We start from the raw sequence: 14,310 nt of genomic DNA on the forward strand, positions 1-14,310 counted from the left end.
ATGAGCAGTAGCGACCGGAGTCAGGCAGCGGACGGCCAGACGGCTGTCCAGGACGTCCAGGACGTCAAGGGGACGTACGAGGTGCGCACCTTCGGGTGCCAGATGAACGTCCATGACTCCGAGCGGATGGCGGGACTGCTGGAGGGCGCCGGATACGTACGCGCGCCCCAGGACGCGGACGCCGCCGACATCGTCGTCTTCAACACCTGCGCCGTCCGCGAGAACGCCGACAACAGGCTCTACGGCAACCTCGGCCAACTCGCTCCGAAGAAGGCCGCGCGTCCCGGTATGCAGATCGCCGTCGGCGGCTGCCTCGCCCAGAAGGACCGCGACACCATCGTCAAGAAGGCTCCCTGGGTCGACGTCGTCTTCGGCACCCACAACGTCGGCAAACTCCCCGTGCTGCTGGAGCGCGCGCGGTTGCGCAGCGAAGCGCAGGTCGAGATCGCCGAATCCCTGGAGGCGTTCCCCTCCACGCTGCCCACCCGCCGTGAAAGCGCCTACGCGGCCTGGGTGTCCATCTCCGTGGGCTGCAACAACACATGCACCTTCTGCATCGTCCCGCAGCTGCGCGGCAAGGAGAAGGACCGCCGGCCCGGCGACATCCTCGCCGAAATCGAGGCACTGGTCGACGAGGGCGTCACCGAGATCACCCTGCTCGGACAGAACGTCAACGCCTACGGCTCCGACATCGGTGACCGCGAGGCCTTCAGCAAGCTGCTGCGCGCCTGCGGCCGTATCGACGGGCTGGAGCGCGTCCGCTTCACCTCGCCTCACCCCCGGGACTTCACCGACGACGTCATCGCCGCCATGGCCGAGACGCCTAACGTGATGCCGCAGCTCCACATGCCGCTCCAGTCCGGCTCCTCGCGCGTCCTCAAAGCGATGCGCCGCTCCTACCGGCAGGAGCGCTTCCTCGGCATCATCGAGAAGGTCCGCGCCGCCATCCCCGAGGCCGCGATCTCCACCGACATCATCGTCGGCTTCCCCGGCGAGACCGAGGAGGACTTCGCCGAGACGCTGCACGTCGTGCGTGAGGCCCGGTTCGCCCAGGCGTTCACCTTCCAGTACAGCAAGCGTCCCGGCACGCCCGCCGCCGACATGGAGGGACAGATCCCCAAGGAGATCGTCCAGGAGCGCTACGAACGCCTGGTGGAACTCCAGGAGGAGATCTCCTGGGCGGAGAACAAGAAGCAGGTCGGCCGCACCCTGGAGCTGATGGTCGCCGAGGGAGAGGGCCGCAAGGACGATGCCACCCAGCGGCTGTCGGGCCGCGCTCCCGACAACCGGCTGGTGCACTTCACCCGCCCGCTGGAACCGGTGCGGCCCGGCGACATGGTGACGGTCGAGATCACCTACGCAGCGCCCCACCACCTGCTCGCCGAGGGCCCCGCCAAGGCGGTGCGCCGCACGCGCGCAGGCGACGCCTGGGAGCGCCGTACCGCGGCCGAGGCCGCACCGGGACAGCAGGGCAGCGGCGTGATGCTCGGCCTGCCCACGGTCGGCGTTCCCGAGCCGCAGCCCGCGGCCACCGACGGCTGCTGCCCGGCCTGATTCCTGGGTCCGTGCGCGGCCTGAACGGTGTGGGCCTGTGCCCGTGTCCGAACGGTGGCCCCGCGCAGGGGAGATGGTCCGCGCGCGTCGCGCCGGGCCGTCACCCGTTCATGGGGTTCTCGCACGCGCGGGTGAGTCTCGGCCCGGGCTGGGTGGGAAGTGGTGTGCGGGGCACTTAAGCTGCGCGCCATGCTTGTCGCCGCAGCCGTATGCCCCTGCCCCCCGCTGCTCGTACCCGAGATCGCGGGCGGTGCCGCCGCCGAGATGGACGCCGCCCGCGCCGCCTGCTACGACGCCATCGGCGTCCTGGCGGCTGCCCGTCCCGATCAGCTCCATGTGATCGGCCCCGCCGAACAGGCCGGCCGGGGGGCGCATCCCCAGGGCGCCCGCGGGTCGTTCGCCGGGTTCGGCGTCCCTCTCGAAGTGAGCCTGGGCAAGGGGGAGCCCGCCCGGCGTGACCTTCCGCCCTCCCTGGCGGTCGGCGCCTGGCTGCTGGACCGTACGGACTGGACGAGCTGTCCCGTCGAAGGGCTCGGCGTCGGTGAGCCCTTGACGCGAGCCCGCTGCCAGGAGGCGGGCGGGGAGCTCGCGGCGAGCGCCGACCGTGTCGCCCTGCTCGTCATGGGCGACGGCAGCAACTGCCGCACCCTGAAGGCCCCCGGCTACTTCGACGAGCGCGCCGCCGCGTTCGACGCCGAGGCCGCACGGGCGCTGGGCGCCGCCGACACCGCAGCGCTGCTCGCACTGGACGAGGAGCTGGCCTACGACCTCGGAGCGGCCGGGCGTTCCTCCTGGCAGACACTCGCCGGTGCGGCGCAGGGGTCCGGGCTGGCCGGTCGTCTCCTGTACGACGAGGCGCCCTACGGAGTGGGGTACATCGTCGCCAGCTGGTCGTGACCGGCCGGATGCCCTGCGGGCCCTGAGCCCGTCCGTACGCGCCCGGAACCGGTCGCAACACAGAGCGCGGCCGGGGTGCGCTTCATGACCCCGGCCGCGCTGCTGTCGTAGCGCTGCGGCAGCCCATGCAGCCCAGGCAGCCCAGGTGGCCTCAGCGGGACGCCGGGGCCGGCCGGGCCCGGCGGTGTCGCCCGGATCGCCGGAAGCGTGGCGCAGTGTGGCTCAGTGGCCTGTGCCGCCTGTGCCGCTCCCGCCGCCTGTCGGGCCGGAACCGCTCCCGCCGCCCGTCGGGCCGCCGCCTGTGGGGCCACCTCCCGAGCCGCTCTGACCGCCTTGGCCACCCTGGCCGCGGCCTTCGTCGGCCAGCCGCTGAGCGGCGTCCTTGGCCTTCTGGGTGCCGCTGCTGATCTGGCTGCTGTACTTGCCCTTGGTCCGGGAGTCGGCGGCCTTCGCCGCCTTGTCCAGCCCCTGCTGGACCTTGTCGCCATGCTGGCCCAGCATGCCCTTGACCTTGTCCATGAAGCCCATCGCGGTCACCTTCCTGCCATGCCGTGCGGGCGGGGGCCGCACGGTCTACTTGCGGGCGTTGTCCCCGGTCTCGCTGTCGGCGGCCTCGTCGGCGGACTGCTGCTTGGGGATGCCGACGGCCCCCTCGCTGTTCTCGACCCTAGCCGCCGTCCTGCCCTCCCTGCCGTCCGCCGCCGTCCCGCCACCGCTCGTCTCGGTGCTCTCGGTGCTCTCGGTGCTCTCAGTGCTCTCGGTGTTCTCGCTCTCGGGCGCCGGGGGAGTGGCGTGCGAGGAGCTCTCTTCGGGCGGGCTCTCGCGAGTGGCCTCGTGGCCCGTGCTGTGCTCGTCCTCGGTCCCCGCGCGCGCCGTCGGCTCGGTGTCGCCCGATCCGGCCCCGTCCCGCGCTCCGCGCTGAGCGAAGGTGTCAGTTCCGGCTTCCTCCGCGGGGGTGGCCTCGGGGTTGTCCTGTGTTGACTTGGTGGACGAACGACGGAGAATCTTCGCAAACACGCCCATATCCACTCCAGACCATACTCGTGTGGGCGAAATCCCGCGCCTCGCGGAGCGTCCCATTGCGTCGCCCCAGGGCACCGGTGCGGAAACCGGCTGTCGGAACCTCGCATCGGGCAACGACCTCGGAGGTGACGCGTCACGTCGCTCGTTCGAGAAGCCGCAACCAGGTTTGCGAGACTTGACGGGTGAACGCCCATGCCGCCACCCCGCCCACCTCGCCGGTTTCCCCGCAGGGCGCGCCGCCCGTCGTCGCCGTCGTGGGGCCCACCGCGGCCGGCAAGTCCGACCTGGGTGTCTTCCTCGCCCAGGAGCTGGGCGGCGAGGTCATCAACGCCGACTCGATGCAGCTGTACCGCGGGATGGACATCGGCACCGCGAAGCTGACGCTGCCGGAACGGAAAGGCGTACCGCACCATCTGCTCGACATCTGGGACGTCACCGAGGCCGCGAGCGTCGCGGAGTACCAGCGGCTGGCCCGAGCCGAGATCGACAGGCTGCGCGCCCAGGGGCGGGTGCCGGTGCTGGTCGGCGGCTCGGGCCTGTACGTCCGCGGGGCGCTCGACGCGATGGAGTTCCCCGGCACCGACCCCGGGGTGCGGGCCAGGCTGGAAGCGGAACTGGCCGAGATGGGCTCAGGCGAGCTCCACGCCCGCCTGGCCGCGGCCGACCCGGAAGCGGCTCGGACGATCCTGCCCGGCAACGGCCGCCGTATCGTCCGCGCCCTGGAGGTCATCGAGCTCACCGGACGACCGTTCACGGCGAATCTGCCGAGCCACGAGTCCGTCTACGAGACCGTGCAGATAGGCGTCGACGTCGCCAGGCCGGAACTGGACGAGAGGATCGCCCGCCGTGTCGACCTGATGTGGGAGGCCGGCCTGGTCGACGAGGTGCGGCAGCTGGAGAAGCGCGGGTTGCGGGAGGGGCGCACGGCGCCCCGTGCCCTCGGATACCAGCAGGTCCTCGCGGCCCTCGCGGGCGAGTGTTCCCTCGAAGAGGCGCGCGAGGTCACCATCCGCGCCACCAAGCGCTTCGCGCGCCGCCAGGATTCCTGGTTTCGCCGCGATCCACGGGTGAACTGGCTCAGTGGTGCGGCGGCCGACAGGCGGGAACTGCCGGGTGCGGCGCTGGCGTTGCTGACGCGCGCGGTTACAGCCTGATCACGTGATGGCATCGGGAAGCCCTGCGCAACCGTCCCGTTACCGCAGGCGTGCCATCATCGTCCATCGTTGGGATCCATAAAACCGGAGTTGGGAGGGCGTGTGGCAATGGAGGCCGGCCCTCGCGACAACTCCTCGGCGACGGATACCGGGCCTTGTGCCGACAGCGAGTCGTTCGCTGACACCGAGCGACCCGAGGGGGAACCGCAGGCCGGACCCGAGCGGTCGTCCGGCGTCGGGCGCCCCTCCGGCTTTCGCACACAGGCAGGCTCCGCCCCGGAGAGCGGCACCGACCCGGGCAGGGACGCTGACGAAGACGGCATCGCCGTCCCGGAGCGCTCCGCCGTCCCGGACAGCGTTGCCGTCCCGGACAGCGTTGCCGATCCGGCGCGGGAGGAGCCGGGGGAGGACCCCATGGCCACCGGCCCGCCGGTCGAGCCCCACGAGCTGCGGCCGCAGCGCAAGCTGCGCCTGTGGCAGCTCGCCCCCATCGTGATTCTCGGCGCCCTCGGTTCGCTGATGTTCGCCTTCCCGCTGGCTTTCGAGCCGGGCGGCAGCTCGGGCGCCATGGTCTCCATGCTGGGGTTTTTGCTGTGCGGCTGCGCGGCGGGCTGGGGCGTGATGGCGGCCCGCAGGGTGGGGCACACCTGGCCGGGGCTCCCGGCACGCGGCTCGGGCAGACGGCCCGACTGGCGTGTGGTCCTGTGCTACGCGGTGGTGCTGTGCACCCTCGTGGTGCTCGCGGTCTGGCGGATCGACCGCCTCCGCCACTGACCACGCACGGCCCGGGGCCTCTGCGGGGCATCACTGGTCACGCACGTCCCGGGGCCTCGGCGGGTCGCCACTGGCCGGGGCACTGCCCGGGGTGCCTTCGTGGGCCGCCACCGGTCCCGGCACGGCGCCCGCCGCCTGATGCGACCAGCCCGTCAGGTGGCCTGACCTGCGAAGGCCCGCTGGTTCGGCCCGTTCCGCGCTTCGGCCCCGCCTCCCGTACGATCGGCGGTGTGACCAGCGCACCAGGCGTGCCGTTCCTCAAGGGCCACGGCACCGAGAACGACTTCGTGATCATTCCGGACCCGGACGGCGTGCTCGACCTGTCCCCGCAGACGGTGGCACGGCTGTGCGACCGCAGGGCGGGTATCGGTGCCGACGGCGTCCTCCGCGTCGTCCGCGCGGCGACGCATCCGGAGGCCAGGGCCATGGCCGACGACGCCGAGTGGTTCATGGACTACCGCAACAGCGACGGTTCCGTGGCCGAGATGTGCGGCAACGGCGCCCGGGTTTTCGCCCGCTACCTCGAACGCGCGGGGCTGGCCGAGCCCGGTGACGTCGCGATCGCGACCCGCGCGGGCGTGCGCCGGGTCCACATCGCCAAGAACGGCGGCGACATCACCATCGGCATGGGCACGGCCGAGCTGCCCGAAGCCCAGGACGGGGCGGACGGCGAGATCACCGTGCACGCCGCAGGGCGTACCTGGCCGGTGCACAAGGTCGGCATGGGCAACCCGCACGCGGTCGCCTTCGTCTCGGACCTGGCGGAGGCGGGGCGGCTGCTGGATCCCCCGGAAGTGTGGCCCGCGACGGCCTACCCCGACGGTGTCAATGTCGAGTTCGTGGTGGCCAGGGGCCCGCGGCATGTCGCGCTCCGGGTGCACGAACGCGGCGCGGGCGAGACGCGCTCCTGCGGCACCGGTGCCTGTGCCGTGATGGTGGCCGCCGCCCGCAGGGACGGCTACTCCCCGCGCGAGGACGGCGCCCCGGTGACGTACACGGTCGAGGTGCCCGGTGGACGGCTGGAGATCACCGAGCGGGCCGACGGGGAGATCGAAATGACCGGACCCGCCGTGATCGTCGCCGAGGGCCGGATCGACACCGCTCTGCTGTCGTAAAGAGGCGGCCGCCGTGAGGCGGGGGCGGCGGCTCCCGTGCGACACCGTCCGCGCGGCGTCGCACGATGGGGTGATACGGCTCACCCTGGGCCGGAGTCGGTCAGGGGCGTGTGGCGGGGCCGGTAGCATCACAGCCCCGGCCCGGGGGCGCGGCAGGAGCGGGAGGTGCCCATGAGCGCGGTGCGCGGTCTGCGGAAGCTGAGCAGAGTGGCACTGCTGGGCGCCGCGCCGAGGGACTCGCTGCCGGACGCCATCGAGCACGTCGCCAAGGTGCACAGGGCCCACCATCCGCGCGCCGACCTGCGCCCTCTGCGCAGGGCGTACGTACTGGCCGAGTCCTCCCACCGCGGGCAGACCCGCAAGAGCGGTGAGCCCTACATCACCCACCCTCTCGCGGTCACCCTCCTGCTCGCGCAGCTCGGTGCGGAGACCACCACCCTGACCGCGTCGCTGCTGCACGACACCGTCGAGGACACGGCGGTCACGCTCGACCAGGTGCGCCGTGAGTTCGGCGATCAGGTGTGCTATCTGGTGGACGGCGTCACCAAGCTGGAGAAGGTCGACTACGGCTCGGCCGCGGAACCCGAGACGTTCCGCAAGATGCTGCTCGCCACGGGCAACGACGTGCGCGTCATGTCGATCAAACTGGCCGACCGGCTGCACAACATGCGCACCCTCGGCGTCATGCGGCGCGAGAAACAGGTGCGCATCGCCAAGGTCACCAGCGACGTGCTCATCCCTCTCGCCGAACGGCTCGGCGTCCAGGCACTCAAGAGCGAGCTGGAGGATCTGGTCTTCGCCGTGTTGTGCCCGGAGGAGCACCGCAGCACCCGCGAGCTGATCCGCGAGCACAGCACACGCCCCGACCCGCTGACCGGACTGGCCGCCCAGGTGCGCCGGACGCTGCGGGACGCCGGGGTCGTCGCCCAGGTGCTCATCCGCCCCCGCCACACCGTTTCGGTGCACCGGCTGCGACTCAAACGCGGCCAGCTCGGCGACTGCGACTTCGCGCGCCTGCTCGTCCTCGTGGACGAGGACGCCGACTGCTACGCCACTCTCGGCGAGCTGCACACCTGCTTCGCTCCGCTGGTGTCCGAGTTCAAGGACTTCATCGCCGTTCCCAAGTTCAACCTCTATCAGTCGCTGCACACCGCGATCGCCGACGAGGAGGGCCGGGTCGCAGAGGTCCTGGTGCGCACCCGGCGCATGCACCAGGTGGCCGAGACCGGAGTCATCGCCCTGGGCGACCCCCACGCGGCCGCCACGGCGGAGGCGGCCCAGGAGGGAGCCGCGGGGGCGGGTTCCGCAGCCGAAGGGGTCGGCACGGGGGAGCGGGTCGACCCGACGCGGCCGGGCTGGCTGTCGCGCCTCTTGGAGTGGCAGAGCGACGCCCCCGACCCGAACACCTTCTGGCAGGAACTGCGCGACGAGCTGGCGCAGGACCTGGAGATCACCGTCTACTGCGCCGTCCCCGGCACGGAGGGCTTCGGGTCCGGCCCGCTCCCGCTGCCCGCGGGCGCCACCTGCGTCGACGCGGCGTACGCCCGGCTCGGACAGGCAGGGCACCGCTGTATCGGGGCGCGCGTCAACGGACGACTGGCCGCCCTGACCACGGTGCTGCGGGACGGAGACGCGCTCCAGCTCTTCCTCGAGCCCAGCCAGGGCAGCCCCTCGGGGCCGTCTCCGCAGTGGCTCGACCACGTACGGACGCCGTCCGCCCGGATCGCCATCCGGAAGTGGCTGGCGGCCCACGGCGAGGCGCCGGAGGCCGCAGCGGACGGGACGGCTGCCGCGCCCCACGCCACCGCCCCCGGCGGCGTGACGCGTCCTGGCGACCTCCGTACGGCCGGAGATCCCCGCTTCGGCACTGCCGCCGACGGGGACGCCCAGACGGCCCCGGACGTTGACCCGAGGGCGAGTCAGAACGCGGAAGCGGACACGCCTTCAGGCGCGGGCACGGATGCGGATGCGGACGCGGATTCCGATGCGGCTGTGCACGCGGGGGCGATCGTGGATCCTCCACCGACCGTGAGCGCCACCGACGACGCGAGCACCGACCCCGCCGCCGGCCCCCGCTCCGTCCCCGGCTCAGGACCGGAAGCCGCAGCGGACACGGCGCGCGCTGTCGGTGCCGAGGAGGGCACGGCCTCGAGCACGGGTGTCGGCCCCACTGAACACCGAGCGGGGCCCGCGAAGGGCGACGGGGAGGCTCGTCGGGACGCTCCTGCGCAGCACACGGTGCGTGGGGTGCGCGGGGAACGATCCGGCAGGCGTGCGGGGCACCGGGGCGAGCGGTACGGGGAGAACGTTCCGGTGGTGCCTGGGCGTCCGGAAACGCCGGTACGGCTGGCCCGCTGCTGCACTCCGGTGCCGACCGACGCGGTGACCGGGTTCCCGGTGCGCGGCGGTGCCGTCACAGTCCACCGGGACAGCTGCCAGTCGGTGGCGCGGATGGCCTCGGACGGCCGGCTGCCCCTGCCGGTGCGCTGGGAGCAGGGCGCGGCCGGATGCCGTGTGACACTGCGGGCCGAGGCGTTCGGCCGCCCCCGGCTGCTGGCCGACCTCACGGAGACCATCGCGGTGCACGGCGCGGCCGTCGTCGCGGCCGACGTCGAACCTCCCCGCGAACAGCGGGTCCGGCACACGTACACCCTCCAACTCCCCGACGCCGCCGGACTGCCGGCCCTGATGCGCGCCATGCGGCGCGTGCCCGGCGTCTACGACGTGAGCCGCTCCGCGCGCAGGGCCCTCGCGAACTGACGCGCGCAGGCACAGGGAAGGCGCACCGCCCGGGACGCCGTGGCGAACCGTTCCCGCCCTCCGCGCTCGTCCGCACTGACGTGCGTCCCCTTTCGGGTGGACACGAGCGAGGAAGATCATCACGGCTGCCGGTCGCTGGTAGCGATGACGCATGGCCAGTACAGCCCTCACAGTTCGCGCCCGTTCCCGCGCACTCCCACGCCGCTGCGCGGTGGCCGCTACGGTCACCGCCGCCGCACTCGCCCTCGTCGGTGCGACCCTGCCGGCGCCCCGCCCCGCGGGGATCGGCGACCACCTCTTCCCCCACCTGGGCAATCCCGGCTACGACGTGCGTGCCTACGACATCTCCTTCGACTACAGCGGCGACAACAGCAAGCCGCTCACGGCGCGCACCCGCATCGACGCGCAGGTCACCACCGGGGACATGGAGCGGTTCAACCTGGACTTCGCGGGCGGGAAAGTGAGCTCCGTCAAGGTGAACGGCCTGCCCGCTGAGCACGCACGCGCAGGGGAGGACCTGGTCGTCACTCCCCGGACGCCGTTGCGACGTGGTTCCTGGCTGCACATCGAGGTGAGGCACACCAGCGACCCGAAAACCAAGAACGGCGGCTGGGTCCGTACCAAGGACGGGCTGGCCATGGCCAACCAGGCCGACGCCGCGCACCGTGTCTTCCCTTCCAACGACCACCCCGCCGACAAGGCGATGTTCACCTTTCACGTGCGTGCCCCGAAGGAACTGACCGTCGTGGCGGGCGGGCTGCCCGCAGGACGGACGCGCGCGGGTGACGGAAACGAGGACACCGTCTGGACCTACCGGATGGGCCATCCCATGGCCACCGAGCTCGCCCAGGTGTCGATCGGCCGGTCCACCGTCGTGCACGAGAAGGGCCCGCACGGGCTGCCGCTGCGTCACGTCGTGCCTGTCGAGCAGCGCAAGGCGCTCGCCCCCTGGCTGAAGCGGACCTCCGACCAGATCGCCTGGATGGAGCGGAGGGCAGGACGGTACCCGTTCGAGAACTACGGCGTGCTGGCCGCCGAGGCGCGGACCGGGTTCGAGCTGGAGACCCAGACGCTCTCCCTGTTCGAAAGCGACCTCCTCGCCAACCCGGCGTACCCGTCCTGGTACAAGGAGTCCCTGATGGTGCACGAGCTGGCGCATCAGTGGTTCGGCGACAGCGTCAGCCCCCGCCGGTGGACCGACCTGTGGCTGAACGAGGGACACGCCACCTGGTACGAGTGGGCCTACGCGGCCGAGCGTGGGGGCTTCACGGTCGAGGAGCGGGCCCGGGCCTCGTACGAGCTGTCGGACTCCTGGCGCAAGCGCTACGGACCGCCCGCGGCGCTGCTGCCCGCCCAGGGGGACGGCAAGATCGAGTTGTTCAGTCCGATCGTCTACAACGGGTCGGCCGTCGTCCTCTACGCCCTCCGGGAGCGGATCGGAAAGGATGCCTTCGCCCGTCTGGAGCAGGAGTGGACGCGCCGGTACCGCGACGACAACGCCGACACGGGCGACTTCATCGCGCTGGCCGGCGAGGTCTCGGGCGAGGACCAGAGCGCGTTCTTGAAAAAGTGGCTCTACGGGAAGACCACCCCGCCCATGCCGGGCCACCCGGACTGGAAGCAGAAGTCTCCCGAGGAGCAGCGGAAATCTCTGGAGAAGACACCGGGGAAGAGCCACGGTCCCGTCGACAAGGGCGCCCGGGAGGCCGAGCGTCCCGCAGGACAGGGCTGAGGGGCGCCGGGAGGGACCGGCGGTGCTCGCCCTGAACACAGGCGAGTACCGCCGAGCGGAAGAGAGACGAGGGACAGCGTCACACCGCCCCCGAAGGTGCCCACCCTGCGGAAGGACGCGGAGGGAGACCGTCTGCCGGGGGGGCGTCAAATACGGGTGACGCCGTCGCTGCGCCGTGCGACCATCTGGTGACCGCACGGCGCGGCGGCACGGCGCGGCCACGGCACAAGAGCGAGGCCGTCCGGGGAATCTTCCCCGGCGCCAGGGCGTTGTGACGGGTACGGAAATGTCTCTCGACCCTAAGGATCCACTTGACCCTCTCCTCTTCCCTTCCACAGAACGGCCAGCGCATCGCCAGGACGAACCGCCGAGCCGACGCCCTGATGGAAGAGGACGTCGCTCTGAGTCACACGCTCGACGAAAACCGTGACGGTGATCAGTTCGACCGCTCCGAGCGGGCGGCGCTGCGGCGAGTGGCCGGTCTCTCCACCGAGCTGGAGGACGTCACAGAGGTCGAGTACCGGCAGCTCCGTCTGGAGCGCGTGGTGCTGATCGGCGTCTGGACCTCCGGCACGGCGCAGGACGCGGACAACTCCCTCGCGGAGCTGGCGGCGCTGGCCGAAACGGCGGGCGCCCTGGTGCTGGACGGCGTGATCCAGCGGCGGGACAAGCCCGACGCGGCCACCTACATCGGTTCCGGCAAGGCCGAGGAACTGCGGGACATCGTCCTGGAGACCGGCGCCGACACCGTGGTGTGTGACGGTGAGCTCACCCCGGGGCAGCTCATCCACCTCGAAGACATCGTCAAGGTCAAGGTCGTCGACAGGACGGCGCTGATCCTCGACATCTTCGCCCAGCACGCCAAGTCCCGCGAGGGCAAGGCACAGGTCTCGCTGGCCCAGATGCAGTACATGCTTCCCAGGCTGCGCGGCTGGGGCCAGTCGCTCTCCCGCCAGATGGGTGGCGGTGGCTCGGGTTCGGCGGGCGGCGGCATGGCCACTCGCGGTCCGGGTGAGACCAAGATCGAGACGGACCGGCGCCGCATCCGCGAGAAGATGGCCAAGATGCGCCGGGAGATCGCGGACATGAAGACCGGCCGCGATGTGCAGCGGCAGGACCGAAGGCGCAACAAGGTGCCGTCGGTCGCCATCGCCGGCTACACGAACGCGGGCAAGTCCTCCCTGCTCAACCGGCTGACGGGGGCCGGCGTCCTGGTGGAGAACGCGCTGTTCGCCACCCTGGATCCGACCATCCGCAAGGCCGAGACCCCCAGCGGGCGGGCGTACACGCTGGCTGACACGGTCGGCTTCGTGCGTCACCTCCCGCACCACCTGGTGGAGGCGTTCCGCTCCACCATGGAGGAGGTCGGCGACTCGGACCTGATCCTGCACGTGGTCGACGGCTCGCATCCGGTGCCGGAGGAGCAGCTGGCGGCCGTGCGCGAGGTCGTCAGGGACGTCGGCGCGGCGGACGTGCCCGAGATCGTGGTGATCAACAAGGCCGACGCCGCCGATCCGCTCGTCCTGCAGCGGCTCCTCCGCACCGAGAAGCACGCTCTGGTCGTCTCGGCCCGCACCGGGCAGGGCGTCGACGAGCTGCGGGAGCTGATCGACGACGAGCTGCCGCACCCCTCCGTCGAGCTGGAGGTGCTGCTGCCCTACACCGAGGGCAAGCTGGTCTCCCGCGTGCACACCCAGGGCGAGGTCCTCTCCGAGGAGCACACCGAGCACGGCACGCTGCTCAAGGCCCGGGTCCACGAGGAGCTCGCGGCCGAGCTGCGCGCCTTCCAGATGACGGCGGCCGGATAGTGCCCGGCGAGCGGCCACGGCCGCTCGCCGGTTCCGGCTCCTGACCCGCTCGCCACGGCGAAGGGGACGGACGGTACGGAACCGAGACGCACGTGAGGCTGCCCCCTCCCGCTTCGGAGGGGGCAGCCTCACGTGCGCGTGCGCAGGTGTGCCGCTCAGCCCTTCTGGCTGGCCGCGTCGAAGACGGCCTCAGCCGTCTTGCCCAGGCGCGGACCCGCGAGCCAGGTGGCCGGGTGCGGGCCGATGGAGTTGACCGAGATCAGCTCGGGCTTGCCCCCCGCTCCCTTGATCAGCCATGCGCCACCCGAGGACCCGCCCGTCATGGTGCAGCCGATGCGGTACAGCGCGGGCTCGGACGGGTCGATCGTCAGCGCGCCCGGCTTGTCCGTGCAGGAGTACATCTTTGCCCCGTCGAACGGCGGTGCGGCCGGGTAGCCGTAGTTGCTGACGCCCCGGATGCGCGAGGGCGAGGGCGCGTCGAAGTTGGCCTTCACGGCGTTGCCGACGGTCTCCTCCAGCGACTTGCCGCTCTTGTTCACCGGCTGGACGCTCAGCACGGCGAAGTCCTGCTGAGAGCCGCCGCCACCGGACTTGGCACCCTTCTGGATCCAGTAGTTGGTGGTCTGCGCCCACTTGACCCACCACTCGCCGTACGGCGCCACCTCCTGCGGCGGGGCGTTGTTGACCGACGGCATGTCCAGGCCCCGGTCGTTGAAGGCCGGGATGAAGGTGATGTTGCGCAGCCAGCCACCGCTGCGGCCCGAGTGGACGCAGTGGCCCGCCGTCGCCACGAGGTTGGACTTGCCCGGGTGGCGAGGGTCCTTCACGACCGTGCCGGAACAGACCATCGGTCCTTCCGGGGTGTCCATGAAGACCTTGCCCGCCGGAGCGGCGTTACGGGTGTACGGAGTCTTGACGGCCTCCGCCTTGACCGGACGCGGCTCCGCGGTGTTGGCAGCCCCGGACGTGCTCTCGATGTTCTCGGGGACCTTCTTCTCGTTGTCCTCGGCCTTCTTCATCCGGCCCAGGTCCCAGTGTCCCTTGAGGTAGGGGTTGATGAAGTCCTTGGCGCCACGCACCCACTGGTCCTTGTCCCAGTTCTTCCAGGCTCCGTCGCGCCACGAGTCGAGGTCCTTGAGCGACGTGGGAAGGTCCTTCGGCAGCTTGTCAGGGATGCCGATCTTCTCCTTCCCGTCGCCGGAACCGTCCGCGTCCTGTGCCGAGTCGGAGGCGGCGGGCTTGGCGTCCGCCTTCTTGGCGTCGTCGTCGCCCGAGCCGCAGGCCGTGGCGGTCAGAGCCAGCGTCGCGGCGAGCGCCGCGGCGGCCACGACCGGACGTCCGTTTCCTGTTCTGCGTATGCGTGACATGTTTTCGAGGTCCCCCTGAGGTGTGGTGCGAGGAGTGCGCGAGGTGCGCGGAACCCGCCGAGTCCGCGGATCGCGTGGAGTCCGCGTACTCCGCCGTCGGTCTTCCCGTGTGGGTGGGCCGGCGCG

General features: G+C 71.6%; 11 protein-coding genes. 8 read left to right on the forward strand and 3 right to left on the reverse strand.

Going from position 1 to position 14,310, the window contains the following annotated elements; genetic code table 11:
• Positions 1 to 1,554 (forward strand): tRNA (N6-isopentenyl adenosine(37)-C2)-methylthiotransferase MiaB, encoded by a 1,554-nt coding sequence (miaB, locus tag MMF93_RS25130; RefSeq protein WP_242755021.1) that lies wholly within the window; start codon positions 1 to 3, stop codon positions 1,552 to 1,554.
• Positions 1,555 to 1,743: 189 nt separating this feature from the next.
• The gene (locus tag MMF93_RS25135; RefSeq protein WP_242755023.1) at positions 1,744 to 2,451 is read left to right on the forward strand and encodes a class III extradiol dioxygenase subunit B-like domain-containing protein; all 708 of its coding nucleotides are present in this window, start codon (positions 1,744 to 1,746) and stop codon (positions 2,449 to 2,451) included.
• 222 nt (positions 2,452 to 2,673) lie between these two features.
• Here the strand turns inward: MMF93_RS25135 and MMF93_RS25140 are convergent, their stop codons facing one another.
• Both MMF93_RS25140 and MMF93_RS25145 read right to left on the reverse strand, forming a co-directional pair.
• On the reverse strand, positions 2,674 to 2,979 hold the full coding sequence (locus MMF93_RS25140) for an antitoxin (RefSeq protein ID WP_242755025.1): 306 nt from the start codon (positions 2,977 to 2,979) through the stop codon (positions 2,674 to 2,676).
• Between the two features lie 45 nt (positions 2,980 to 3,024).
• Positions 3,025 to 3,474, reverse strand: coding sequence for a hypothetical protein (locus MMF93_RS25145; RefSeq protein ID WP_242755027.1), 450 nt, complete (start codon positions 3,472 to 3,474; stop codon positions 3,025 to 3,027).
• Between the two features lie 182 nt (positions 3,475 to 3,656).
• Between MMF93_RS25145 and miaA the strand changes: the two genes are divergently transcribed.
• The 6 genes from miaA (at position 3,657) to hflX (ending at position 12,817) form a co-directional block, all read left to right on the forward strand.
• Positions 3,657 to 4,628, forward strand: coding sequence for a tRNA (adenosine(37)-N6)-dimethylallyltransferase MiaA (gene miaA / locus MMF93_RS25150; protein WP_242755028.1), 972 nt, complete (start codon positions 3,657 to 3,659; stop codon positions 4,626 to 4,628).
• Positions 4,629 to 4,736: 108 nt separating this feature from the next.
• The gene (locus tag MMF93_RS25155) at positions 4,737 to 5,402 is read left to right on the forward strand and encodes an ICP22 family protein (RefSeq protein ID WP_423835634.1); all 666 of its coding nucleotides are present in this window, start codon (positions 4,737 to 4,739) and stop codon (positions 5,400 to 5,402) included.
• A gap of 230 nt (positions 5,403 to 5,632) precedes the next feature.
• Entirely contained in the window at positions 5,633 to 6,517 is an 885-nt protein-coding gene (gene dapF, locus MMF93_RS25160) for a diaminopimelate epimerase (RefSeq protein WP_242755030.1), read from the forward strand.
• Positions 6,518 to 6,688: 171 nt separating this feature from the next.
• On the forward strand, positions 6,689 to 9,277 hold the full coding sequence (locus MMF93_RS25165) for a RelA/SpoT family protein (RefSeq protein ID WP_242755032.1): 2,589 nt from the start codon (positions 6,689 to 6,691) through the stop codon (positions 9,275 to 9,277).
• 151 nt (positions 9,278 to 9,428) lie between these two features.
• Entirely contained in the window at positions 9,429 to 11,009 is a 1,581-nt protein-coding gene (locus MMF93_RS25170; RefSeq protein WP_242755033.1) for a M1 family metallopeptidase, read from the forward strand.
• A gap of 311 nt (positions 11,010 to 11,320) precedes the next feature.
• Positions 11,321 to 12,817, forward strand: coding sequence for a GTPase HflX (hflX, locus tag MMF93_RS25175; protein ID WP_242755034.1), 1,497 nt, complete (start codon positions 11,321 to 11,323; stop codon positions 12,815 to 12,817).
• Between the two features lie 155 nt (positions 12,818 to 12,972).
• Here the strand turns inward: hflX and MMF93_RS25180 are convergent, their stop codons facing one another.
• Entirely contained in the window at positions 12,973 to 14,184 is a 1,212-nt protein-coding gene (locus tag MMF93_RS25180; protein ID WP_242755036.1) for a trypsin-like serine peptidase, read from the reverse strand.
• Positions 14,185 to 14,310: the final 126 nt, after the last annotated feature.

It is taken from the genome of Streptomyces tubbatahanensis, from assembly GCF_022699385.1.
Classification (GTDB): Bacteria; Actinomycetota; Actinomycetes; order Streptomycetales; family Streptomycetaceae; genus Streptomyces; species Streptomyces diacarni.

Coding starts and splice junctions, on each gene's coding strand:
- MMF93_RS25170 (WP_242755033.1), top strand. CDS start 9,429: ATGGCCAGTACAGCCCTCACAGTTCGCGCCCGTTCCCGCGCACTCCCA.
- MMF93_RS25140 (WP_242755025.1), bottom strand. CDS start 2,979: ATGGGCTTCATGGACAAGGTCAAGGGCATGCTGGGCCAGCATGGCGAC.
- MMF93_RS25155 (WP_423835634.1), top strand. CDS start 4,737: ATGGAGGCCGGCCCTCGCGACAACTCCTCGGCGACGGATACCGGGCCT.
- MMF93_RS25135 (WP_242755023.1), top strand. CDS start 1,744: ATGCTTGTCGCCGCAGCCGTATGCCCCTGCCCCCCGCTGCTCGTACCC.
- MMF93_RS25180 (WP_242755036.1), bottom strand. CDS start 14,184: ATGTCACGCATACGCAGAACAGGAAACGGACGTCCGGTCGTGGCCGCC.
- MMF93_RS25145 (WP_242755027.1), bottom strand. CDS start 3,474: ATGGGCGTGTTTGCGAAGATTCTCCGTCGTTCGTCCACCAAGTCAACA.
- MMF93_RS25165 (WP_242755032.1), top strand. CDS start 6,689: ATGAGCGCGGTGCGCGGTCTGCGGAAGCTGAGCAGAGTGGCACTGCTG.
- miaB (WP_242755021.1), top strand. CDS start 1: ATGAGCAGTAGCGACCGGAGTCAGGCAGCGGACGGCCAGACGGCTGTC.